We start from the raw sequence: 24,269 nt of genomic DNA on the forward strand, positions 1-24,269 counted from the left end.
TTGCAAGGCCAGGCAAAGGCGCGTCAGCTCACGCCCTCACCCTGCTCCGCCGCCGGCGCCACACGAGTCCCACCATCAGCAGCACCACCAACCCGGCCACGATCGCGCCGCTCATGAAGCGCCCGCCGGGCCGGTCGATGGTGCGCGACCACAGCGAAGGCGACTCGCCCCGCCGTGCCAGGCGAAACGCCACCACGCTGTCGCCGATGGTCGTGCCCGACTCGGAATGACCGCCGGCGCCGATCGCGACATATTGCTCGCCCTTCCAAAGATACGTCATGGGATTGGCAACGCCGGGCACCGGCAGCCTTCCCTGCCATAGCTCCTGCCCCGATCGCGCGTCGAAGGCGCGCAGGTACGCATCCATCGCGCCGCTGAAGACAAGGCCGCCAGCGGTGATCGCGACGCCGCTGACGAGCGGCGTGCCGAACGGAAGAGCGATGCCGAGCGGCGCGCGATCCTCCGTGGTGCCCACACGCGAGCGCCAGACAATCTTCCCCGCCTTGAGATCGACCGCAACCATCTCGCCCCAGGGCGGCTTGTTGCACAATAACCCCAGCGGCGACAACGCGACCGCGCGCGTCATAGCAAACGGCGTGCCCTGCTGCCGTCCGAAGTCGTGACCCGGCGGCGGGTTGAATCCATCGGCGATCGTCGCGCGCGGCAACAGCTTGATGATGTGGATCGCCCGCGTCGTGTTGACGTAAAGGATCTGGTTGACCGGATCGAATGCCGCCCCACCCCAGTTCACGCCGCCGCCGGTCATCGGATACACCACGGAGCCCTGCGTTGATGGCGGCGTGTAGATTCCGTCGTTACGCGCCGATGCGACCTGCGCGCGGCAGGCCTCGCCGTCCCAGAACGGGACGAGGCCGAACACGTCATCGGCCGAAATCCGTTGCGGCACCAGCGCCGGCACATGGGTCGGAAACGGCTGTGTCGGCGAGAGCTGCTCGCCTTCGGCGTCGCCTTGCGGTACCGCGCGCTCCTCCACCGGCCATATCGGCTTGCCGGTGTCGCGATCGAGCACGAACACAAAACCCTGCTTGGTCGGCTGGATCACGACGTCGCGCTGGCCGTCGCCGGTATCGATGCGTGCCAGCGTGGGCTGCGCCGGCAGGTCGTAGTCCCAGACGTCGTGATGCACGATCTGATACGACCAGACCCGTTCGCCGGTCTTGGCGCGCAGCGCCACGACCGAATTGGCATAGTCGTTGTTGCCGGGCCGCTTGCCGCCCCAGAAGTCCGGACTCGGCGAGGATGTCGGCAGGAACACCAGGCCGCGCTCCTCGTCCACCGACATCGGCGCCCAGACATTGGCGTGGCCGGCGGTGACGCCATCATGCAGCAGCGGGTCAAAACTCCAGCGCGACCGTCCCGTCCGTGCATCGAACGCGCGCACCGTTCCGGCCGGCGCCTCGGCGCGGCGGTTGTCGGCGATTGCGGAGCCGACGATGACGGTGTCGCTGATAATGACGGGCGCCGATGTGATCTGGAATTCGCCGGGCCATTCCAGCGGCATGCCGGTCTCGAGCCTGATCTCGCCATTGGCGCCGAAATCGGCGCAGGGAATGCCGGTCCTCGCGTCGAGCGCGATCACGCGCGCGTCGTTGGTACCCATGAAGATGCGCGCGCGGCAGGCGGCGGTCTCGGACGCGTTGCCATCAACCCAATAGGCGACGCCCCGGCAGTTGTAGCGATTGGCAGGGCGCTGCGCGGTCGAGATCTTGGGATCGTATCGCCACTTCTGCGCCCCGCTGCCGGGATCGAGCGCGATGACTTCGTTGAAGGGCGTGCAGAAGATCAGGCTGTCCTCGACAAGCAGCGGGGTAGCCTGAAACTTGGTCCGCCTCATCACTTCGGGCGCGCGGGCGTTCAGATCGCCGGTGCGAAACTCCCAGGCGCGAACGAGATTGCCGACATTGTCTGATGTGATCTGGTTGAGCGGCGAAAACCGCGATCCCCCGCGATCGCCGCCCCAATGCTCCCAGGCGGAAGCCGGACGCGAGATACCGAGGCAGAAGATGGCAACGAAGGAAATGAACAGACAAACCGGATTTCGCATCCTGCCCCCGCAAGCGCAATGCAACGCTTGCGGGATCGATTACCCTATTGGCACGTCAGTATCTACCCCGGCCGCCATGATCGCCGTAGTTGCCGCCGCGGCCGCCGCCAAATCCGCCGAGGCCAATTCCGATGCCGATGCTGACCGGCGGTCTCGATGGCTCGTACACTTCGCGCGGCGGCGGGTCGTACACCACGCGCGGGGGTGGACGGCGAACGACCACGACGTCGTCATCCGGCTCGCTCCGGCGCGGCGGCTTGCGATCGACCCGCTTCTTCGGCGGATCCGGCTCGACGCGCCGGACCGGCGCATTTACCTTGATCGGTTGCTGCTGCGGCGGCTGTACGTTGCAGGGACACATCGGCGCGGCGAGCGCAACATTCTGCGGCAGCGCGGCGTTGGCGGCCGCAACGGCCGGGGCGAACTCGGGACGGTTACGCAGCCGCTCCTCCAGCTTGCGCGCGGTCGCGCTGAGATCGCTGTCGGGGAATCGCGTCAGGAACGAGCGATAGCCGGGTGCGGTGTTGATCAGCACGGCGTTATTCCACGCCACCATGCGCCGGTGCCGGACCAGCCAGTCGCGCGCCAGCCGTCCGAGCGAGGTCTGCGGGTAGAGGCCGGCAAAGGCCTCATAGGCTTCGTCGGTGCCGTCGGCCACGATCAAATCGTTCGCCGCCCCGACCGGCTTGCCGTTCAGGTCGCGCGTCCATTCGGCAACACTCTTCTTGGGCTGCGCGGCAGGCTTGGGACCTGCGATGGAGCCGCCGGAAAAGCGGAAATCCTCGGTCAGCGAAGAGCTGTCCCACGGCGTCTGCCGGCCTTCGGTGACCTTGTTCACCGCCAGCCGGACACGCTTGAAGGTCTCTTCGATCGGAATCCCCTGCTCCTTGCCGGCGGCGAGCAGCGCGGTCGTATAGGGGCTGTTGTTGCCGGAACCATCTTCCGCCACCGCGCCGGGCGAGGTCGAGAACGACAGGAAAGTGCCGGGGGCGCCGACCTTGGCATCGACCAGTGCCAGCCCGCTGCCGGCGGTCTTCAGCTCGGGGAACGGATTGTTGCGGCAGGCATCGAGCATCAGGATGCGCATCCTGCTCGGCACCGAGGTCAGCGTATTGAGGATGTCGTTGAGGCGCACCGCCTGGATCGGAATGTCGGCTTCGCGCTTCGCATCGATGTCGACCGGAATCAGAAAATTCTCGCCGTCGATCTGCAGGCCATGGCCGGCGTAAAACACCAGGGCCACCGTGTCGGGACCCTTGGCTGCCACCTTGCCGGCGAATTCGCTGACCTTATCCCGCATCTGGCCTTGCGAAAGGTCCGAGGCCGTCGAAACCTCGAAGCCGGAATCGGTCAGCAACTGGGTGACCGCCTTGGCGTCATTGGCCGGATTGGGCAGCGCCGGCACCGAGCGATAGGCGGATTGGCCGATCACCAGCGCGAGCCGGTTTTCGGCGAAAGCAGACGGTGCGCCCAAAAGCAACGCGGCGGGAACCATCAACCCAAACAACGTGTGACGGAACATGATGTCACCTCCCGACAATGCAGGCTTCGGATTGGTCACGTCCCCGAAGCCAAAGGTTCAAGCCGGCCGCGCCACGTGAGGCGACGGCGACCCGATTGAAAGCGGATGTTGTCGCAGGCCCGGAATCCCGTGCAGTGATCCAAATCACAGTCGCGAGATCGTTTTGTGTGCGGCAATCCCCTGTCCGGAATGGCGCCGCCGGGGTAAAACAACCTCCGATGCGGCGGATCGTGGTTCATATAGCGCTGGTGGTGGGCGCGGCGCTGACGGTCGCGGGTTGCGGCTTCGCCGACGTCCGCGCGCCGGTGCCCGACTTCATGCGCGGCAAGGCGCCCGACCCGCCCACGCTGGGAACGCCGCCCGACGTCAAGATGCTGCTGCGGCAGAAACTGGACTCGGTGTTCGTGGCGGCCTCGCAACCGACCCACGTTCGCGTCTCCGAGCCACGCCCCAACCTCCGTGGCCCGGGCTGGACCGCCTGCGTCAAGGCCGAAGTCGTTTCGGTGACCGGCAAGCCATTGGGCACGCAGACCTACCAGATCGAGATTGCCGACGGGGTGATTGCCGACCGGCAGAAGGTCGAGGCTGAGGATACCTGTAACAACGAAAGCTACGAGCCGGTCTAGCGCTACAAACACCTTGTCGTCGCGCGCACCGGACAGAGCTTCAGCGCGCTCGTCAGCGAGAACAGCACGCGTGCGCCGCGGGTGGGATTATCGGGGGCGCGATAGCTGAGAGGCGCGGCGGCGCCGATGTCGGCTTGCAGGCCGTCGGCGAGGAAGAAGCGGACGCCGCCGCCGGCCGAGGACAGCGACAGGCCGTCGCTGAGGCGGTAGCCGTCATTCCAGGCGACGCCGCTGTCGACAAAGGCGTAGAGCTGGTAGCCGCTGAGATATGACAGGTTTGTTTTCTGGTCGAAGCGCAGTTCGCCGGTGCCGGCAAGACCGTTGTCGCCGCTGATCTCGGCGCTGCCATAGCCGCGGCCGAACGCGATGCCGCCGAGATAGAATTGCTGCGAAGTAAAGAGAGGACCGGACGCGGTCTGGCCGGCCGCGGCCAGTTTCAGCGACCACGCGTCCGTAAGCGTCTGATAGCGCGTGAACCAGAAATTCAGCGCGGAGAATCTGCCTGACGCGCCGAAGCGCGACAGGTCGTCGTCGCCGCGATGCGAGGCGCCGAGGATGTCGAGGCCCTGGCGATAGTTCGCCGTCAGATAGTTGGTACCGCCGAAATCGTCCTGCAGGCGGTAGTCGGCCGTGAAGCTAGCGGTGCGGATGCGATCGGCGTAGATCGGGCCGAACACGTCTTTCTCGGACGCATTGGTGAAGCCGGCTGCCGCGGTCAACGTCAGGCCCGACTTCTGCGATTGCAAGGGAACGATGCTGCCGCGAATTTCGAACGACTCTGTCTTGATGGTGTCGCCATAGAGACGGCGGTAATCGCCGGGCCGGACCTCGCTGTAGTAGCCCGACGCGCCGACGCGGGCGCCATCGGTGCCGACGGGCACCTCATAGGACATGCGGCCGAATGCGAGCTGCCTGACATCGCCGGGCGTCGTCGAAAGATTCACCACGAAGGAATCGCCGGGCGCGAGATAGGAGTTGAACGCCGCCGTCCCGTAGCTCTGCCACGGTCCGACGGAGGACGATCCGAGATTGTCGACGCCGAACGAGGTGAAGACGTGCCAGGTTTTCAACGAGAGAATCAGGCGGAAATGGCCGGTCGCGATGCCGATCTCCTCGATCGCAGTGTCCTCGATCCGCACGCCGGGCCGGCCGTTGATCAGCAGCAAGGCGCGTTCGAGCGTTGCAAGCCGCGACGGCCGTTCCGCCAGCACCGCAGCAAGCATCGGCTGGACGCCGAATTGCTCGGCGCCGTCGCCCTTCAGCGTCAGTTCCGTGATGCTACCTTCGATGACTTGAATGCGAAGCACACCGCTCTGGACGTCCTGCGGCGGGACGATCGCCCGGCTGAGATGAAAGCCGGCGGCGCGATAGATATCGCCGACCGCAGCAGACATCGCAGCCAGGTCGGCTTGGGATACTTTTTTTCCGATGTAGGGTTGATAGGCCATCACCAGCCGGTCCTGCGGGATCGCGACCGCGCCGGTAATCGAAACTCGCCGAAGCACGAATAGCGGCATCGCGTTTCCCTGCCGCTCCGCGCCGGCGAAATGCGGCGACGGCAGCTTCGGGCGCCCGTTCGCGCCCTGCCCCGATTGCTGGTCCTCGAAACGTTTCTCGGTCTGCTTCGGATCGTACGCGGGCTGGTTCGCATGCTGCGCGTTCGCCGAAAAACAGCCGGCCGAACACAACCCGAGGCTAATCACCACCGCGCGGGACAAAGCTGAAGAGTTCAACTTCCGTACTTGTACGGACAACGAACCGCGAACGTTAGTGAAACCGCTAGCCATCTGATTTTTAATAGAAAATTATGGTCAACGAATGGTTAATGCCGACGACGCAGAACACGATTCCTGCTCACTCAATGTTGAAACATTCCCGATAGCATTCGGGACAAAGCGGCAATCGAAGAGAGTTTCATGCGTGCGATTCCTCACGTCTCAAAAGCCCTCGCGGCAGCGTTCTTCCTCGCGGCGGCGTCCAGCGCGTTCGCCGCCGATGGTGGCGACTGGATAGTCAGCAAATCCTCCGGCGAAGTCTGGCTCGCCGGCAGTGGCGTTCAGCAGGCATCGCTGCAGCAGGAAGACGTCTTGAAGCCGGGCGACACCGTTCGCACCGGCCGTAACGGCCGCGCGCTGTTGACGCGCGGCGACGAAGCGATCCTGATCGCGCCGAATTCCGTGGTCGGCGTCCCCATCGAGAAGAAGGAAGGGCTGTCGACGACGATCGTGCAGAAGGCGGGCTCGATCCTGCTCGACGTCGAAAAGCGCAACGTCAAGCATTTCGAAGTCGAGACGCCTTACCTCGCCGCCGTGGTGAAGGGCACGCAATTCCGCGTCACCATCAATGCGGGGAAGACCAGCGTCGACGTGATCCGCGGCCAAGTTGAAGTTTCGGACTTCAAGACCGGCCAAATCGCGCAAGTGATGGCCGGCCAGCATGCGACGGCCTTCGCGAGCGGCAAGACCGGGCTGTCACTGGGCGGAGCCGGCGTCCTCGCGCCAATCGAGCAGGGCAGGCCCCGTGCGCCTTCGGTCGATCGCACGCCAGTGCCACGCGGAGGCTTTACGGCGATGCGCAGCGCCGCCAATGGACAAGGCGTCCAACCGTCCCGTCAATCGGGCGTGCATCTCGTCAGGCCAGGCGTGACCCGCATTTCGTCGTCGATAGGCGAAGTCCGCCTCAACGTCCATCGCGTTACCCACGGCCTCGCCCGCGAGAAGTCGGCGGTGCATGGCGGATCGCGTAACGCCGCCAGGGGCAACACGGTCTGGGACGCGTCCGACACGGCGAACAACAGCCAGGGCAACGGCGCCACCAACACAGCGGGCGCAAGCAGCGCTTCCAGCGTCAGCGCCGCAATAGCTGCCTCCAGCGGCTCGGAAGGCGGCGGAAGCGGCAATGGCAAAAACAACAATGGGAACGGCAACGGCACCGGAAACGGAAACGGCAATGGGAACGGGGCCAATGGCAACGGCAGGGGCAATGGTAACGCGAATGGGCATGGGAACGGCAACGGCAATGGCAACGGCCGGGGCAGAAGCTGAACCGGTGAGCCACGCGCATAGCACGAGCTGAAAGCCACAAGCCCAACGACGCCGCATTCGACCACCAGAATGGTGACCACGTGAAACAGTATCGGTTGCATCTTTTCGTGATGATCGCGTTGGCGATCGTCTTGGCGGGCGACTGGCATAGCTCGCTTCGCAATGTACTGGCCGACCTGCGATTCGCGTGGCAGTCGCGCCAGGCCAGCGGCGACATCGTGGTGATCGCGATCGACGCATCGTCGATTGAAAGGATCGGCGTCTGGCCGTGGCCGCGCCTGTTCCACGCCGAACTGATCCGGCAGCTTCAGAACGCGGACGTCCAGGACATCGCGCTCGATGTCGATTTCTCCACGCCTTCCGACGCCGCGTCGGACCGAAACTTTGCCGAAGCCCTGCAGGCTGCTGGCGGATCGATCGTGCTGCCCTCCTTCCAGCAGCCGCGCACCGACAGGACGACGCTTCACATCAATCGCCCGTTGCAGCAGTTCGCCGAGCATTCCTGGCCCGCGCTCGTCAATGTCGAGGTCGGCCCCGACGGCCTCGTCCGCCGCTATCCGTTCGGCGAGAAGCTGGATGGCAAATTCGTGCCCTCGATGGCTTCCGTCCTCTCCGGCCAATACGGCGAAAAGCGAACGCCATTCCTGATCGACTACAGCATCCGAACGGCCGGCATTCCCAAAGTATCCTTTGTCGACGTCCTGCGCGGCGACCCGGCGACCTTGCAAAAGCTTCAGGGAAAGAAGGTCATCGTCGGCGGCACGGCACTCGAACTAGGTGACCGCTTCAGTGTCCCGAATGGCGTGATCCTGTCCGGCCCCGTGCTGCAGACACTGGCGGCGGAATCGCTGCTTCAGAACCGCGCGCTGCAATGGACTTCGCACGTCATCACGCTGACCGGCCTCGCTTTCCTTGCCTTGATCATGCTGTTCTCATGGCGCCGCCTTTCCGCCGGCAAGCGCGTAGCGATGCTCGGCGCAACGGCGGTCGCCCTCGAGGCCGGGGCCTTTGCCCTGCAGGCGGCCTTCCCGCTCATTTTCGACACGTCGCTGTTTCATATCGCCATCGTCGTCTATGTCGCGGCCATCGCGCTCGACGAAATCGACATCCGCGATCTGCTCGGCAGGGTCGCGGAGAGCCGCTTCCAGCGCGTGGCGATGTCGCTTGGCGACGGCCTGATCTGCACGGATTCTCGTTACATGATTACGGTCTGGAATCCGGGCGCGACTGCGATCTTCGGCTACAGGCCGGAGGAAATGATCGGCCGCCCCTTCGACGAAATCTGCGCCCGCGATGAAGCCCTCCCCACTTCTTCCTTTTCGATCGAGGACGCGGCCCATCTGGCTGCCGGATCGGTGGTCGAGTTCGACGGGCGCCGCAGCAATGGCGAGGTGTTTCCGGTGGAAGCCTCCTTCTCCGGCTGGCAAGGCGCCGACGGCTTTCAATTCGGGGCTATCCTGCGCGACATCTCGGTACGCAAGCGCGAAGCCGAGAGGATCAAGTATCTGGCGGAGCACGACACGCTGACAGGGCTCATCAACCGAAACACCCTTCACGCCCAACTCGACGCGAAAATTTCCGCGACCGAGGCAAGCGGCGGCAAGGTGGCCCTGCTGGTGATCGGCATCGACGGCTTCCAGCAGATCAACAACATGCTCGGCACCACCTGTGGCGATCTCGTGCTTCGCGCCATTTCGCAGCGACTGACGGCGGCTATTCCGCCGGCGGGTCTGGTCGCTCGTTTGAGCGGAGACGAATTCGCCATCGCAGTTCCGACGAGCGACATCGCAGAAAACCTCAACCGCTTTGCGGAACAAATCGGCGACAGCTTCGACGCGCCGCTGCTGGCCGGAAACCGCCACCTCCGCGTCAAGGTCAGCATCGGCGCCGCCGTTTGCCCGGCCGATGGACGAACGGCGGACGAGCTCCTCAGCAACGCGCATCTGGCGCTGAGTCGTGCCAAGGCGACCAACCGCGGCGGCTACGTGCTGTTCGAGGACTCGATCCGCCGCGAACTTGAGAAGCGCCTGACGCTGGAGGCTGAGCTGGCGCTGGCCGCGGAACGCAATGAGTTCGAGTTGTTCTACCAACCACAACTGCATCTGGCCGACGGCCGCCTGATCGGCGCCGAAGCCCTGATCCGCTGGCGCCATCCCGAGCGGGGCCTGGTTTCTCCGGCGGAATTCATGCCGGTCGTCAATACCTCGCCGATTTCCGAGCGGATCGCCGACTGGGTTCTTCAAACCGCCTGCGCCGAGGGCGCCGCCTGGGAACGCGCGGGACACAAGCTCCGCATCGGCGTCAATCTTTCACCGTCCCAACTGGAGTCGGGCGGCCTCGCCATCTCGGTCGCGCAGGTGCTTGCCAGCACCGGCTTGAGTCCGACCAGCCTGGAGCTCGAGGTCACGGAAGACATCCTGCTCCACGACGAGCAGGAGGCGCTGAATACGTTCCTCGAGATTCAGGAGCTTGGCGTTCGCCTCGTCTTCGACGATTTCGGCACCGGCTTCGCCAGCTTGAGCTATCTGAAAAAATTCCCTCTCGACGGGCTGAAGATCGACCGCTCCTTCGTCTTGGGCTTGCTGACCAATCCCGACGACGCGGCGATCGTGAGTTCGACGATCGGGCTGAGCAAGCAGCTCGGCCTGTCCGTCATCGCCGAAGGCATCGAGGACCGCGGCACGGCCGACTTCCTGGTCAAGATGGGCTGCGAAGAAGGACAGGGCTATTGCTTCGGCAAGCCGATGCCGGCCCGCGATTTTGAAGCCAAATTCCTCACCGCTCCCGCCGCCGAGGTGGCGTAGCGGCTGAGCGGCCTGATCAGGCTGAACGATCCGTTAACGCGACCGCTCGAATCCGACCCTCGCCACAACGCGATTTTCCACTTCTTTCCCCTAGCCTTGCCCTGTGAACGCGATGACCACGCGGTGTCCTCCGGACGTCGCTGGCCGCATAAGTCGCGAACGGGGATTCGGGGAAAGTGGCCGATATTACCGATACATCGACGGTGCGCCGCGCATCGGGCAAGGACGCAGACACCCGCACGCCGGTCTCCGGCGGGGTGCTGACGCCGCTTGCCGGCGTCTCGGCGACCCAATGGCGTGCGCTCTCGATGCGCGCCGCCGAGCCGAACGGCTATTATCTGCCCGATTGGGAATTGGCGGTGAACGCTTCTGCACAGGCGCGTAGCAATGCCGCCGCGCTCGGCGCGTGGCGCGATGCATCCACCCTGATCGGTCTCGTGCCCGTGATTTCGATGTGGCGCGCCTACAAAATTCCTTTGCCCGCTTTGGTCAGCGCCGATCCCTACGGCACGCTTTCCACGCCGCTGCTCGACGCTGATATGGCGGAGGAAGCGGTAGCGGGCATCTTGCGGCGGGCTCGGCGTGCCGGCGCGCGTGCGTTGATCCTCCGCGCCACCTCGCTCGATGGCGCAGCCATGAAGGCCTTTACCAAAGTCTTGCATCGCGGCGGCATGCAGCCGCTGGTGCTGCAATCACATATCCGCGCCTGCCTCGACGCCACCGGTGATGCCGATGCGCTGCTGCGCGAGGCGCTTGGCGCGAAAAAACTGAAGGAACTGCGCCGCCAGCGCAATCGCCTCGCCGAACACGGCGCCGTCCATTTCGATGTGGCGCGAACACCGGCCGAGATCGCTGCCGCCATCGAAACGTTCCTGGTGCTGGAAGCCAGCGGCTGGAAAGGCCAGCGCGGCACCGCGCTCAGCCAGGACGACGGCGACGCCACCTTCATCCGCCGCGCCACGTCGGCGCTGGCCGAGACTGGCCAGTGCGAGATCGTCACCTTGCGCGCCGGGGAGACGCCGGTGGCGGCCGCGATCGTGCTGCGCCACCAGGACCGTGCCTTCTACTTCAAGCTCGGCGTTGACGAGCGCTTTGCGAAGTTTTCGCCGGGTGTGCAATTGACGCTGGAACTGACGCAGCATCTCTGCGCCGATCCAGCCATTGCCGCGGTGGATTCCACCGCCAGTCCCGACCATCCCATGATCAACCCGATCTGGCGCGGGCGTCTGGCGATCGGCGACGTCCTGATCCCGCTGCGGCGAAACGATCCGGTCGTGCTGCTGATCCGCACAGCACTCAGCTTGCGCGGCGCGATCCGCGAACCGCTACGCCGCATCGTTCATATTGTCAGAGCACGGCAGGAGAAATCCTAAATGAATACGCTCACCGCCATCGCGCCCGTCATTACGGCCGATCACGACGCGCTCCGCCGCGACTTTCCGCTGAAACCGTTTGCGATCCGTCACAAGCTCGCCGGCCATCCGCTGCTGACGCTGCCGCGCATCGCGCAACTGGCCTCCGAACTGCCCCGCGACCTGATCGAATTTAATTCCGGCAAGGTCGCGATCAGCCAGGATCCGGATGCGATCCCCGCCGTCGACCTCGACCCCGTCGAAGTCGTGAAAAGCATCGAGACCGCCGGCGCCTGGATGGTGCTCAAGCGCGTGGAGAATTCGCCGGAATATCGGGCGTTGCTGGAGGACACGCTGCTGTCGGTCGCCCGCGCCCGCGGCTTCAACAGCTTAGGCGACGCCGGCTTCGAGCAGGTCGAGGGTTTCCTGTTCGTGTCCTCGCCGAACTCGACAACGCCGTTCCATCTCGACAGCGAAGACAATTTCTTCGTGCATATCCACGGCGAAAAATTCTTCACGATCTTCGACAATAGCGACCGCTCGATCGTCTCCGACGACGAGATTGAGCGCTCGATGACCAAGCATCGCAACCTGAAATACGACGACAGCATTGCGTTGCGGGGCACGGAGTTCCACCTGTTCGCCGGCGACGGCTGCTATGTGCCCTATCAATGGCCGCACTGGGTACGCACGGCCGGTTCGTTTTCGATCTCGATGGCGATCACCTGGAAGACGCGCGAGGTGCGGCGGATGAACGATCTGCACTTCTTCAATTCAATGCTGCGCGGCATCGGCCTGCCGCAGCAGCCGCCCGGCGCGCAGCCCGTGCTCGATGCGCTGAAGCTCGCGTTCTATCGCACGGTGACGACGGCGATCAAACCGCTGCGCGCCTCGATGGCGATGCGCCGCGTGCTGCGGCGGATCGCGCTCGGGAAACGGGCGAATTATTGTTTGAAGGGCGCGTAAGCCGTAGCCCGGGTGAAGCGAAGCGTAACCCGGGGGCCGGTGCAGCAAGATGCGAGAATCCCGGATTGCGCGGAGCCTGTCATCGGGCGCGCATTCGCGCGACCCGTTGGCTTCATCCGGGCTACGGGAAACCTCACTGCAACGGCGAATGCGGCGCCGGCAGCATGATGGTCGAGTGCATTTCCTCGAGGAAGCCCGGCCCCTTGCCCAGGAATTCCTGCCACGCCGGATCCTTCATCGCATTGCCACGCGCCTCTGCGCGGGCGTTGAGGCTGGGATAGGCCCAGATATGGCAGGCTTCGTTCGGTTGACCCGCTTCGGTCGTCCAGAGGCCAACGATCTTTGAATATTTCTCGCGCTCCGGCAGCACGCCGGTGAACGCATCCAGCCATTGCTTGAGCCCGCCCGCTGCCTTGGCCCGGTAGTTGCGCAGTTCGTAGACATTGCCCGTCGATGCCGGGGCAACCGGCGGCCTCACCGCGTTCATCAGCCGGACGTCCTGACGTACGAGCAAGGGGCGGATCAGCGGCACATACTCGCCGGTCCAGCGCGAATTCTTTGCAAGTTCGGCCCGCATCCGCGCGCGCTCGTCAAAACTGGTGTAGCTCCACATGTGCAGGACCTGATTGAGCGGCCCGATCTCGGTCGACCAGTAGCCTTCGAGCTTGCCGTAATCGTCCTTGCGGATCTCGCGCGATATCGTGCTCGCGGCCTTGATCATGTCGCCGAGCGTGCCGGGCTTTACGGTGTAGGTGCGCAGTTCGTAAATCATGGTGTCTCCCCAAGTCTTGTTGTTGCTAGTTCCATGGGGCAACGCACGTCGTCAACCGCTACACTGCGTTTGCGGAGAGAAGCCCCTCACCCCGCCCCTCTCCCCGCAAGAGCGGGGCGAGGGAGAAGAAAGTCACTCTGCCGCCTGCGCGTTGATCTCGGCGGACACCTGACGGATCGCCCGGGCGAGCTGGTCGGCGGGCTGTGCGCCCGACACCGCGTATTTCTGCGCGAAGACGAAGGTGGGAACACCCGAAATACCCTTGTCGGACGCTTCCTGCGCCTGGCTGGAAATCAGCGCGACGTCCTCGTCGGTAGCAAGGCGCTTGCGGACATCGTCGGCATCGAGGCCGATATCGGCTGCGGCTTGCACCAATACGTTCACGTCGGTGAGATCGCCGCCGTCGCGGAAATACAATTCCATCAGGCGCTGCTTCATCTCGGCGGATTTGCCTTCGGCTTCCGCCCAATGGATCAGCCGGTGGCAATCGATGGTGTTGGGCTGGCGCTTCACGAGCTCCGGCCTATAGGTCAGCCCCTCCTCGCCCGCGGCCGCTACGACGCGGCCGGCGATGCCCTTGTAGGCTTCGACCGAGCCGAATTTGGCGGTGAGATATTCGTCACGGCTGATGCCCTCGCGCGGCACCCAGGAATTGAGGAAGAACGGCCGCCAGCGCACTTCGACCGGAACATCCGGCACCAGCGCCAGCGCGTTCTCGATCCGGCGCTTGCCGATGTAGCACCAGGGGCAGACCACGTCGGAGACGATGTCGATCTTCAGGGGTTTTAAGGTGCTCATCGAGGCGTCCTCGCAAAATGATGCCCGGAAGGTAATGAGATCGGACAGCGAGACAAGGGCGATATCAGCATGTCTCGTATCACTTCACCTCCGCGGTTATTGTGGCAGCCGGCCGGCCTTTCTAGAACTCCGCGTATCGATTTGGACCGGAGCCCTGCAATGACTGCCATTTTCAAGCCGGAAGGCCCCCTGTTTCGCGCCACCGAACATGCCGGCGGGCCGTGGTCGCCGGATATGCTGCAGGGCAGCGCGACCACCGCGCTGATGACCCGCGAGGTCGAGCGGCTGGCGAAAGCCTCCGGCTTTGCGGTGCGCCGCCTCACCTTCGATCTGTGGCGGCCGGCTGGACTGCGCGCCTTCGGCCTTAAGACGGAGATGCTGCGCGACGGCCGCAAGGCCAAGACCATGCAGGTGCGCCTACTGGACGGCGACGTCGAGATCGGCCGCTGCACGGCGCTATTGACGGTGCAAGGCGGCGAGTCGCCGGCCGATCCATTCTCGAAGGACGCGGGTGACGCCGCGCCGGAGACCGGAAAGCAGCCGCCGTCCTTTGCGCAGAAATGGAGCCGCTATTTCCAGAACGTCTCGGTGCGGTTGATCGAGGGGGCGCTGGAAAAGCCCGGCCCTGCAGCCGCCTGGATGCGGCTCGATGTGCCCATGGTCGAAGGCGAGATCAACACGCCGCTGTCGCAGGCGGTGCAGGCCGCGGATTTTGCCAGCGGCGTCGGCCAGATCGTCGACATGCGCGAATGGACCTTCATCAATCCCGAGATCAGCCTGTATTTCTTCCGCCCACCGGAGGGCGAGTGGATCCTGATCCGCTCACGCACCCGTGCGGGCGCCGACGGTGCGGGGCTGACCATGGCGAGCTTAAGCGATCGCAACGGCCCATTTGCCGAAGTGCTGCAGGCCATGACGTTCGAGCGGCGTGCCGCGCAGGCTCAGGCATCCTGAGCGGCGAACGCGGTGAGAACAGCTTCGGAGGCGGCGTCGGCCGGCATGAACATCTCCACACGCAATTCCTGCAGCGTGACGTCCTGCGGCGTGCCTAGCGTCAGCACTGCGCCGATCAGCCCGATGCTGACGTCGTCCTTCTTCAGGCGCACTTCGCAGAGCGGCCCCGGCGCCTCGGTTTCGTTGAGCTGCGGCGTCGGCAAATCGGGCAGCTTCAATAGTTCGCGCCAGGTCGACTGCAGTGCCAGATCGAGCGGCGCGGCCATCGCCTCATGACGGGCGCGCGCCAAGAGGGCCGCTGCGACATCCGGCCAATCCACCACAAATGGACGCAGCTCATCGGGCGCCAGAAACATCCGCATGTGGTTGAGCGGCCGTGTCATCCGCTCTTCTCCCAGCAGCATCGTCATCAGCCGCGACGCCGCGCGGTTGGCCTGCATCACGTTCCAGCGCCGGTCGGTGACGATGGCCGGAAATGGTTCGTGCCGCCGCAGCAGCAAATCGATAGCGCGTTTCGCGTCCGCGACTTCAGGCGCGGAAAGATCGCGCTCGCCATATTGCCGCGCAAAGCCGCCGGCCTCGAGCAGCGCGTTGCGATCGCGCAAGGAGAGACCGAGCGCCGCCGCCAGTTGCAGCAGGATATCGCGGCTGCCGGCGGCCTTGCCGGTTTCGACATAGCTCAGATGCTTGATCGAGATGCCGGCCTCGAACGCGAGATCGGCCTGGCTCATGGCGCGGCGGTTGCGCCAGCCGCGCAGGAGATCGCCGACCGGATTGATCGGCAGCGGTGCATGTTGGCGAGAGTCCATGTGCCGATTATGCGAAGCGGACGCAGCGGTGTAAACGGTTCGTGACGCCGCGCCTAACCGAGACCCGCCGCCACCTGCCGCATCCGCTCGGCGGTCAGATCATCCGCCGGGAAGAAGGTTTCCAGCGCGAGCTCCTGCAGCGTGATGTCGACGGGCGTGCCGAACACCATGGTGGTGGAGATGAAGCTTAGCACCTCGTTCCCAAGCCGCAGCTTGAACGGAATCGCGACATTGTCAGCCGAGATCGGGCCGGACCGCGCCGGCATCTTATAGGCTTTCAGCTCCTGATACAGCTTGAGCAGCTCGGGATCGGCCGTCGCCTCGCACTGGCGGTGCAGCCGCTCCAAAAGATGCGCACTCCATTCGGCGAGATTGACCGTGCGCGGCGCAAGTCCTTCGGGATGGAAGGCAAGCCGCAGAATATTGAAGGGCTGCTGCCCGAGCAGATGCGGCGGAATGCCTTCGAGCAACGGGGCCACCATGCGGTTGGCCGTCACCAGATTCCAGTGCCGGTCATAGGCCAGCGCCGGATTGGGCTCATGCGCCTTCAGTACGAGGTCGATCGCCTGGCGGGCGGATTTGAGCGCGGGATCGTCGAGCGAGCGCTGCGGAAAGGCCGGCGCAAAACCGGCCGCGACCAGGAGTACGTTGCGTTCACGCAAGGGAACCTCCAATCGTTCGGCGAGCTTCAGCACCATCTCGCGCGACGGCGCCGCGCGGCCGGTCTCGACAAAACTGAGGTGACGCGCCGATATCTCTGCATCTCCCGCCAGATCGAGCTGGCTCAAATGTCGGCGTTGCCGCCATTCGCGCAGATGGTCGCCGATATGGACGGGTTGGGTTCGTTCGGCTCGCGCCGTGGCAGCATGTGCGTTCATGGTGGAAAATCTACCATGCGAATTTCAGCCATTCCATTACGTCCGAGGTAATGGATTTTGCCGCCTAACCACTTGAACTCGCAAGAATTTCTTTTTCTGTCTCCTAACTGATACCAACACAAATACCAACATCCCGAACTCAAACAAAAATGCTGGCGAGCCGATTATTGGCGAGCCTTGCCCCAAGTTCGTCCAGTGATCCAGCACGTGCGCGAGAAGTTCGTCTGCGTAACCTGCCAAGCTATCACCGAACACGCCGGGCCTCGCACCCGATTGCACGTGGACTTGCGGGCCGAAGCTGTTCGCCCATTTGAGTGCTGAGGCCGGCGCGCAGGCGGTGCGGAGTAAGTCGCCGCCGACCAGGTAAAATGCCTTGCCGAAGCCTATCCTTCGCTTCGGACTTCCCAGACAACGATGGAATGTGGCTCCTTGCCAGAAGTTCGATCATTCCCGGCTTGGCGCGGTAGCCACGCTTCTCGCGCTTCCGCACAGATTAGGAGTGGGCCCGCGCGTATGGGCTTCTGCGCTGCAGCTGTCATCTACGTGGATCGGACCGCGGCACACCATCACGCATCCCTAAGTCCCGCCTGGGAACGGGATACCATGGAAACCCAGACCTATGGCAGTTCGGAAGACCTGTCTGTGTTAGGAGCGCGGAATGCGGGACACGCATAGGATTCGTCCTGAGCAGGAGTCATGTGGATGCTGATATTTGAGCGGCTGCCGCCCGGCGATCCGAACGCTGCAGGGCTGGGCGATCTCGGTGCTGCAAGAAGCCGGCGCAATCCGCGGCAGCGGCGCACGAACGGGAGGGCAAAAAAATCGACTCCCGCTCAACGGGCTCAATCAGACAGACGGTGCCGTGCTAATCCATGCAGGTTGGCTCACCACACTAGGACTGGCACAAGCTGTCATGTCTGCTGGTTGCTTCTCCGCCTCAGATTGTGCCGCAGCCGCGGCTGACCTAGTCAGTTCCGAATTTGCAACCCTCCGTACTCGCGCGCCGGCAAGGCTATCTTTTGACCGCCGCATCCGCGCTGGTCGGACTCTGAATACCTTCCTTCAAGACGCAGCTTCTTCCATCCGCTCACCTATCCTCACAGACGATTACCTCAAACTGGTTCAGTATGTCTGACATCCTAAACGTTCTTATGTATGGGAGGGCTGATAAGGGTGGGCAAGTGTAGCTTAAGCCTTGAAGCAGCGTAGGAATTGGTTGCCGATCCTGCTCCCCGTTCTAGGCCGCCTCACCCGCCATGCCGGACTGTACAACCGCGACATTCCTGTTTCCAGCTGTTGGCCGCAAGAAGATCACCGCCGCTTTCGACCCGGGCGCTTGTCGTCCGACTGCGGCATCATGCTCCTCGCCCAAGCTGAGCGCCGCGCTTGGCATGCCGAGCGCCTGGCGCGCTTCATTCCGGACCAGCGCGATGCGACCCGCGTCAAGCATGCCGTCGCCATGATCCGCGCCCGAACGGCATGGCGCCGCCGTCGGCGCAGCACGTCGATGCTGCGGCCCGATTTGTTCACACTGGCGATCGGCTATTCGGTTCAATCCCGGCGAGACTCCCATCTCACCCCGTTGATTGACGTTCAAATGATGCGTGGCAGCGACGCCAGCCGAGTGAGTCAGGAGGCGATCATTGCCGGCGCATCAAAATATTCCGTCAGCCATTTCATTGACTGCGCGCCGATTGCTCGTAGGATGTGCATCGCTGATTGCCTCACGCAGCGGTTATGGGTAATTGAAAGCTACCTTGCAGCAGGAGCAATTGTTGGTCATGACAGGCCCGCCGTCCGTCTAGGCTCGCACAGCAGGGAATGGCGGTCGAAAGGCGACAGCGGTCCGCTCTTGTCCTTCATGACCTGGCTGAAGGCGATGCGGTACATCGTAGCGGCCCCTGGCCATGCCCCCCGCAGATTGCTCGGGCCAGTCCGATAGCTAGTAATGCGATGACCAACGCGATTGAATTTGCCGAGGTTTGTTGGTGTCGATGTGGATCAATTCGCCCGGATGTTACCGCTCGCAGCGACGGCTCGGTTCGGCCGGATCCAGAGCGGCGAGCCTGTTCTAGTAAAACCGGTGCAGGATGCGGCTAACGGTTCCCGCTGACATTCCGACTCCGGCAGCGATCTGCTTGCCGGTGTGAGCTGCCGGCTTAACGCCTCGACTCCGGCGCACGTCAGGCGGAGTTTGGCTTGGCAATTGAACGGGCTTGAGGAGCGATCGCGCGATACATGCACTATTGCGGAACCCTACGATCCATTTGGCGACCGCCTTCGCTGTAGTAATCGAACTGCGGCCGCCTCCTTCGTCAGGCCACCTTGACCTCTCGACCTTTCCGCGCCTGTCGGCGTGATGATGCACAGCAGAGGCCACGAGAGAGCGGCATGTCAACTTGTCCATGCGCAGGCAGCGACATCGTTGCCTCAGAGGCCGATCGAATTCACCCCGATCGTTCGTAGACCGATAGTTAGCAGGTAGGTCTTATTCAGCACGGGCGGCGTGGTGCCGGCGGAGTAGCTATAGGAAATTACATAGTTGGCCGCCAGCACGAAGCAATCGTCCACATAACCGGCGCCGACCATATATTGGTTGATCTTGTTGGCCTCGAGATCCCAGCGCGCGGAACCCGTAACCACCCAGTTGGACGCGACCTTCAGCGAGCCGGTGGTCAAGATGCCCTCGCGCCGTGTCAGATAGCCGAGCTTGGGCTGGGCGGCATAGTTGCCATACAGCATGCTGACCGACCAGCGATCGAAATTGGCGCGCCCTTCAGCCTCGAAGCGCTGGACGTTCCAGGTCTGCTCGTCCATCCGGCTGCGGACGCTAAACATATAGGTCCGGTTCGGGGAGTAGCTGCCGCTCGCGACATAGTCGGAGCGCGGCTTGTCGAGGCCGGAATCGAGACCGGAATTGATGGAATCCTGGACCGCGAAGGAGTTCATGCCGAACAGCTGGTAGGATTGGCCAAATAGCACATTGACGCTGCCGCCGTGATCGAACTGCGTGGTCGCCTGCACGCCGACATTGGCGCGGCCGCCGCCCTCGACGCGGTCGTGGCCGGAAAACTTGTCGACGCTGAACAGATTCGAGGTGTCGAAAACAAAACTCTGCGCGTCTTCGTTCGGCAGCCGGCCGGCATAGGTCTCGTTCGGACGAGCGATGACCTGCGCGATCGGCTCGATCGTGGTCGTGCCCCACGGCTGAACGTTGATGAAGGGGTAGCGATATTCGAGGCCGATCGCCGGCATCAGGCGGACCGCCTGGGTGTCGCCGACGGGCAGGAAGTTCGATACGCCGGGCTGGTTCGAGATCGAGGCGTCGATGGCGTCGGCGCGCAGGATCGCAAATGGCGTCCAGATTTGGCCGATCGGATCGGTGTACGAGCGCCGCCACTGTGCTTCAGCCGTCAGCCGCGTATACGTGCCGGGCATGCCGCGCAACAGGCACTGCGAGGGGATACGGGCGAGCGGGTCGGCCGATGCGTTCAGGCACAGGCCGGTGGTATTGGCCAGCGTCGTGATCGGGTCGAAGGCCGCCGTGGTACGCGACAGGCCGGTGAAGTTGGTCTTGTAGCTGACCTCACCGCCGAGGATCGGGTGGTTGATGACGTTGGAATAGTCGATCACCGGATGGATCACCGGCACCTTGTCCTGGCTGCCGGAGTAGGAGAGGTAATAGATCGTGCGCGCATCGAAGAAGCTGCGATTGCCGACGCCGGTCAGATAGAGCTGCGAGATGGCTTCCGTCGGCAGGCTCAGGAACGAGCCCAGCGGATCCTTGTACTGGGCCAGCCGGTAGTCCGAGAAGAAGTAGTAGTCGGACAGCAGGACGCCGTCCCAACCCCACACCCATTTGTCATTGAGCGCGAACTGGCCCTTGGTGTCGAGGCCGCCGCGGAACTGGCGGTCGCCGGGCTGGCCGGTGAACGCAATCTGGTCGAGCTGGTCGATGCCGTAGGCGCGGATCTGATACGAGCCGTTGATCAGGCGCTGGCGGAATTCGCCCTGGAACAGCACGCCTTGCCGCGTCGTGAAGCGCGGGTTGAAGGTCGCGTCATAATCCGGCGCGATCGCCCAGTAGAACGGGGTTTCGACCGCGTAGCCGTGCGTCGAGTTGGTGCTGTAGGCCGGCATCACAAAGCCGGTCTTGCGCTTCACCGTCGGATCGGGCGTCGAGAAATACGGCAGATACGCCATCGGCACGCCGAAGAACTCGAGCTGCGCGTTTTCGAAGTACAGCATCTTGTCGGTCTGGTCGTGGATGATGCGCGCACCCTTGACCTGCCACAGCGGCGGCTTCTTCGGATTGTCCTTGCACGGCGCGCAGGCGGTATAGACGCCGTTTTCCAACACGGTGTAATTGCCGGCCGAGCGGTCGGCGCGCGTCGCCACCATCCGCGTCGCGTCTGCGGTATCGACGCGCAGCGAATCGACGAAACCGTCACGGTAGTCGTCGCTCAGGTCCATGATGTTGGCGTAGGCGACTTTGCCTTCCGCATCCGTCAGGCGGATGTTGCCTTCCGCATGCAGCCGCTTGGTCTTCTGGTCATAGATGACCTTGTCGGCCTCCACGCTGGTGCCGTTGTAGAACATCTGCACGTTGCCGACCGCCGACACGCGCTGATTGTTGTAGTCGTAATCCACCTCGATCGCTTGCACGAGCATCTGGTTGTCGTTAGCCACTTTCGGCCGCGTAGGTCGCGGTTGGCGCGGATTGTGGGTGAAGCTTTGCGCCGATACCTTCACCGAGACGATCAAGTCGCACGCAGGCGCGATAACAACGGCGATAGCAAGCAATATGCCGCGGCGACGACCGACCACAGTCAATACCCCTCCCACGGAGGCAACGAGGTCTACAATCTGATACCGCCGCCAACCAACGGCCACGTCACAGCAATCGGACCGAACAGCCGCGCACGACGTACGCGGCAGCATCAGCATGGCACTGATTTGAATCAACTCAGCAAGGTTCATCTGAACTCTGTGACAAGGCGTGCGAGACCCGTTATGGGGACGTAACAAAAACGCCCCATATCAAGCAACCGACGTGCCAATGTCGTTCTGCCTGCTTTCCTCACTGAACATCGTGTCTCTCGCCGCGCTGGCGGAAAACTGCCGTCGTACTGTCGGGCCTGGAACATCGACGTCTTGGACCGGACATGGCCCGCGCAACAACCGGGGCGGTCTATGGCGACGATTCCAGAAACAGCAACTGCGCGAAATCAGCCTTGCTTGGCTCGCATGCTCCCGCCGCTGTTATAGGGTCTCGCCCGCGGCCAAGATGACTCCCTGCAGATGCGCCGGAGCAGCAGGTCACTCGTTTTCCTGAGCGGACCAAGAGTAAAGGAAGCAATCACAGGTTTTCGCTGATGCTGGGTCTACTCGGAGGCAGCTGTTGCTTTAATCTGAGTGTTAGAAATGCTGGGCTCAGATCAAAGGCAGCCATTATCCATCTAGCCTGCAAAATCTCCGCTGGAGTTAGTTGCTCCCCATGGGCACCCGAGCCAATGAACGTCGGACCTTCTCGTGCGGATTGGTGGAGTCGATCTGTACTATGTTGTCGGATCGCGTTCATCATTGTTCACAAGGAGACAACGGCCCATAATGCCACTCGTTGCGCTGATGGCCCAATTGGCGGCAACCGATCGGTCGACATTTATGCTCGGCAGTCCTCTGCCGGGATCGGCAGCCTCTTGAACGAAGGCGTCAGCTAACGAGTTCCGGAATGCGGAGATTGTTTCAGTGTCCATGGGCGAAACCGCGCACACCGCCGCTTTATTGTTTTCGTCCATATACACCTGAGGACCAAAGGCAGTGCCGCTGGCGTTTGGGGCCATGATTAGCGTGTATGTAATTGTGGTGCCCCCCGACGATGTAAAAGTACGGAATTTCGCAGAAACCGGCTCAAATATCAGGCCCAAATCGGATGGCCCATCCACATGGAGCTCCGGACGACCCTGTCTGAAAGCTGGCTCAGCAAACGCGGCAACTCGTTCTGCCCTGTTGTCTGCTCTCTTTCGCAAAATGTCTTGGTTAATGCAATTTGGCTGCTCTTTGCTACTCCGCGCCCCCACGCGATACTGGAGACCCGAGAGAGCCAGAAACGTCGTCGCGGCCAGCTGAGCATTGGCCATTGCATCAGCGCCGGCCCGATTAACACAGAACAGATCCGCAACCGCGGTCAGCACAGGACCACGTTTCGACTGTTCGGCACTCAAAATGTATCGCGCATAGAACTTCAAAAAAACATCGGCACGAAAGTTATGAGAAGCAGTTAACATCCCGAAGTAATCAGGTGGATCGATCGTGTCGTCTGCCGTGGCTCCAGGGATGCTGACCACTGACACAAACAAGGTCGCGAGCAACATGAATCCTGCGGGATACAGGTGCCCCAAACATTCGGCTAGTGAACTCGATCGATGTGTCACCATGGAAATGGGCTCCACCACCCAAATGGGGAGAGGGATCGCCGACTAACTGATCACGCAGCTCGCTCTACCCCAGCATCACCGCCCCCTGAAAGCGTTCGATGATGATGCCGCGAACAAAGCAAGCGGCGTGCCGCATCAAGAATTCAGGTTGCAGGTGCGTTGTAGTATGTGCGAGACGATCAACAGGTCGATACTTGTCTCAAAACCGACAATGGCCCTGCCAGTGTGGCGCAGCCGAGATCGGGCTGTTGTGCCTGATCGAGTAAGTTCTCGTGACATCAAAGCGCTGCAGATGCTGCAGAGTGGGACCCACCGCAAGGCTTGCGAATCCGGTTTGATGAAACCACAATTCGGCTTGGAGGACCCGGTCCTCACTCGACGCCGAACAGCCGGAATTGCGCCGGCGCGCCGAAAAATACCATCGTAGAGCGACTCGGAAGCCCCGCTGCGTCTCAGTTTCGTAGTCGTCGATTAAGACGAGGCGCCGCGTCGCGCGTAATGGCCATCGTCCACCAGGATGTCCCAGACAAAGCCAGAAATGCCGGCATTGAGCGTTGGCGGAGGTTAAGCGACTCACACGAAGACGCTCCGCGTCGATTTGCCAATCGAGCTGGATGATGCGTATCTTCACTTACTCCTTGTCAACATTACGTTCGGCCAAACGTTGATCGAGCTCACCAATACGTTGGCTTGAGAAGCGCGCCTCAATTGTAAGACTCGCCAACAGATACGTCGGCGCGCGGGCCGGCGCCAGCTCCGTCGCTACATAATTGACTCGCTGCTGCGTACTCTCCAGTTCGTGCTGGGCCACGTCGTATGGGGCACGAGCTCGATCCAGGTTACGGCCTAAGCACACAGCGCGTACTTACTCTGTTTGCGCGCTGAATTCTGCGTCCGCCTGCCGCAAGCGCGCGGTCGCAGTGTCTTGAGTCGCCTTCGTTTCGGCAATCCGCTCGCTCCTCGATCTGCACAATTCTTCCACGCTAAAAATTAATTGATTGCGCGCCGAAGCGAACCCTCCGACGCCGACAAGCCCCCGCTGGCCAGCAAATGCGATTGAGCTCGATCTGCTGACTTTAGCGATCGCGCTTGAGCTCAAGCAGGCGAGTGTCGAATCGCTCGTCTTTGATCTCAGCGATAAGTTCGACAAGTTAACACGCGCGCCGATACTCTTGAGGCAAGGGCTATTCTATCTCGATCGGAACGCGAATGATGATAGCATGACCGTCGCATCCGCCGATG

15 protein-coding genes and 1 pseudogene are annotated in these 24,269 nt (G+C 62.8%); 7 read left to right on the top strand and 9 right to left on the bottom strand.

The features are described from left to right. Positions 1-28: 28 nt before the first annotated feature. Entirely contained in the window at positions 29-2,065 is a 2,037-nt protein-coding gene (locus AC0QUY_RS10610; protein WP_475386792.1) for a pyrroloquinoline quinone-dependent dehydrogenase, read from the bottom strand. Positions 2,066-2,120: 55 nt separating this feature from the next. Beyond that, the gene (locus AC0QUY_RS10615; RefSeq protein ID WP_475386793.1) at positions 2,121-3,587 is read right to left on the bottom strand and encodes a caspase family protein; all 1,467 of its coding nucleotides are present in this window, start codon (positions 3,585-3,587) and stop codon (positions 2,121-2,123) included. A 230-nt stretch (positions 3,588-3,817) separates the two neighbouring features. Between AC0QUY_RS10615 and AC0QUY_RS10620 the strand changes: the two genes are divergently transcribed. After that, positions 3,818-4,213 carry a hypothetical protein gene (locus AC0QUY_RS10620; protein ID WP_475386794.1) on the top strand — a complete coding sequence of 132 codons (396 nt, stop codon included), beginning with the start codon at positions 3,818-3,820 and terminating at the stop codon, positions 4,211-4,213. Positions 4,214-4,215: 2 nt separating this feature from the next. On the opposite strand, the gene AC0QUY_RS10625 is transcribed toward AC0QUY_RS10620, so the two are convergent. Continuing rightward, positions 4,216-5,946 (bottom strand): ShlB/FhaC/HecB family hemolysin secretion/activation protein, encoded by a 1,731-nt coding sequence (locus tag AC0QUY_RS10625; RefSeq protein ID WP_475386795.1) that lies wholly within the window; start codon positions 5,944-5,946, stop codon positions 4,216-4,218. A gap of 183 nt (positions 5,947-6,129) precedes the next feature. On the opposite strand from AC0QUY_RS10625, the gene AC0QUY_RS10630 reads away from it, so the two are divergent. The 4 genes from AC0QUY_RS10630 (at position 6,130) to AC0QUY_RS10645 (ending at position 12,379) form a co-directional block, all read left to right on the top strand. Beyond that, on the top strand, positions 6,130-7,257 hold the full coding sequence (locus AC0QUY_RS10630; protein ID WP_475386796.1) for a FecR domain-containing protein: 1,128 nt from the start codon (positions 6,130-6,132) through the stop codon (positions 7,255-7,257). Positions 7,258-7,337: 80 nt separating this feature from the next. Then, positions 7,338-10,061: an EAL domain-containing protein gene (locus AC0QUY_RS10635; RefSeq protein WP_475386797.1), complete on the top strand. Its 2,724-nt coding sequence runs from the start codon at positions 7,338-7,340 to the stop codon at positions 10,059-10,061. Between the two features lie 176 nt (positions 10,062-10,237). Continuing rightward, positions 10,238-11,434, top strand: coding sequence for a GNAT family N-acetyltransferase (locus AC0QUY_RS10640; RefSeq protein ID WP_475386798.1), 1,197 nt, complete (start codon positions 10,238-10,240; stop codon positions 11,432-11,434). Beyond that, positions 11,435-12,379 (top strand): cupin-like domain-containing protein, encoded by a 945-nt coding sequence (locus AC0QUY_RS10645; protein ID WP_475386799.1) that lies wholly within the window; start codon positions 11,435-11,437, stop codon positions 12,377-12,379. 133 nt (positions 12,380-12,512) lie between these two features. Here AC0QUY_RS10645 and AC0QUY_RS10650 read toward each other — a convergent pair whose 3' ends face one another. Both AC0QUY_RS10650 and AC0QUY_RS10655 read right to left on the bottom strand, forming a co-directional pair. Continuing rightward, positions 12,513-13,151: an NIPSNAP family protein gene (locus tag AC0QUY_RS10650; RefSeq protein WP_475386800.1), complete on the bottom strand. Its 639-nt coding sequence runs from the start codon at positions 13,149-13,151 to the stop codon at positions 12,513-12,515. A 132-nt stretch (positions 13,152-13,283) separates the two neighbouring features. Next, positions 13,284-13,949 carry a DsbA family oxidoreductase gene (locus AC0QUY_RS10655; RefSeq protein ID WP_475386801.1) on the bottom strand — a complete coding sequence of 222 codons (666 nt, stop codon included), beginning with the start codon at positions 13,947-13,949 and terminating at the stop codon, positions 13,284-13,286. Positions 13,950-14,108: 159 nt separating this feature from the next. Here AC0QUY_RS10655 and AC0QUY_RS10660 point away from each other — a divergent pair, with 159 nt between their 5' ends. Continuing rightward, positions 14,109-14,903: a thioesterase family protein gene (locus AC0QUY_RS10660; protein WP_475386802.1), complete on the top strand. Its 795-nt coding sequence runs from the start codon at positions 14,109-14,111 to the stop codon at positions 14,901-14,903. Here AC0QUY_RS10660 and AC0QUY_RS10665 read toward each other — a convergent pair. Beyond that, positions 14,891-15,712, bottom strand: a complete 822-nt coding sequence (locus AC0QUY_RS10665; RefSeq protein ID WP_475386803.1) for a helix-turn-helix domain-containing protein — start codon at positions 15,710-15,712, stop codon at positions 14,891-14,893. The two genes, AC0QUY_RS10660 and AC0QUY_RS10665, sit on opposite strands and share 13 nt — an antisense overlap. Before the next feature lie 53 nt (positions 15,713-15,765). Beyond that, entirely contained in the window at positions 15,766-16,590 is an 825-nt protein-coding gene (locus AC0QUY_RS10670) for a helix-turn-helix domain-containing protein (protein ID WP_161853632.1), read from the bottom strand. Positions 16,591-17,846: 1,256 nt separating this feature from the next. Here AC0QUY_RS10670 and AC0QUY_RS10675 point away from each other — a divergent pair. After that, positions 17,847-18,064: pseudogene (locus AC0QUY_RS10675) on the top strand (transposase); the annotation flags it as partial. Positions 18,065-19,020: 956 nt separating this feature from the next. Here AC0QUY_RS10675 and AC0QUY_RS10680 read toward each other — a convergent pair. Beyond that, positions 19,021-21,435: an LPS-assembly protein LptD gene (locus AC0QUY_RS10680; protein WP_371419285.1), complete on the bottom strand. Its 2,415-nt coding sequence runs from the start codon at positions 21,433-21,435 to the stop codon at positions 19,021-19,023. Positions 21,436-22,148: 713 nt separating this feature from the next. Further along, the gene (locus AC0QUY_RS10685; protein WP_161853630.1) at positions 22,149-22,964 is read right to left on the bottom strand and encodes a hypothetical protein; all 816 of its coding nucleotides are present in this window, start codon (positions 22,962-22,964) and stop codon (positions 22,149-22,151) included. Positions 22,965-24,269 lie beyond the last annotated feature (1,305 nt).

The sequence above is a fragment of the Bradyrhizobium sp. WYCCWR15520 genome, from assembly GCF_056174665.1.

What these genes read in the sequence shown, in the direction of transcription:
- AC0QUY_RS10655 (WP_475386801.1), bottom strand. Translation starts at nt 13,949, where the DNA reads ATGAGCACCTTAAAACCCCTGAAGATCGACATCGTCTCCGACGTGGTC.
- AC0QUY_RS10610 (WP_475386792.1), bottom strand. Translation starts at nt 2,065, where the DNA reads ATGCGAAATCCGGTTTGTCTGTTCATTTCCTTCGTTGCCATCTTCTGC.
- AC0QUY_RS10645 (WP_475386799.1), top strand. Translation starts at nt 11,435, where the DNA reads ATGAATACGCTCACCGCCATCGCGCCCGTCATTACGGCCGATCACGAC.
- AC0QUY_RS10665 (WP_475386803.1), bottom strand. Translation starts at nt 15,712, where the DNA reads ATGGACTCTCGCCAACATGCACCGCTGCCGATCAATCCGGTCGGCGAT.
- AC0QUY_RS10650 (WP_475386800.1), bottom strand. Translation starts at nt 13,151, where the DNA reads ATGATTTACGAACTGCGCACCTACACCGTAAAGCCCGGCACGCTCGGC.
- AC0QUY_RS10670 (WP_161853632.1), bottom strand. Translation starts at nt 16,590, where the DNA reads ATGAACGCACATGCTGCCACGGCGCGAGCCGAACGAACCCAACCCGTC.
- AC0QUY_RS10660 (WP_475386802.1), top strand. Translation starts at nt 14,109, where the DNA reads ATGACTGCCATTTTCAAGCCGGAAGGCCCCCTGTTTCGCGCCACCGAA.
- AC0QUY_RS10615 (WP_475386793.1), bottom strand. Translation starts at nt 3,587, where the DNA reads ATGTTCCGTCACACGTTGTTTGGGTTGATGGTTCCCGCCGCGTTGCTT.
- AC0QUY_RS10630 (WP_475386796.1), top strand. Translation starts at nt 6,130, where the DNA reads ATGCGTGCGATTCCTCACGTCTCAAAAGCCCTCGCGGCAGCGTTCTTC.
- AC0QUY_RS10685 (WP_161853630.1), bottom strand. Translation starts at nt 22,964, where the DNA reads ATGTTGCTCGCGACCTTGTTTGTGTCAGTGGTCAGCATCCCTGGAGCC.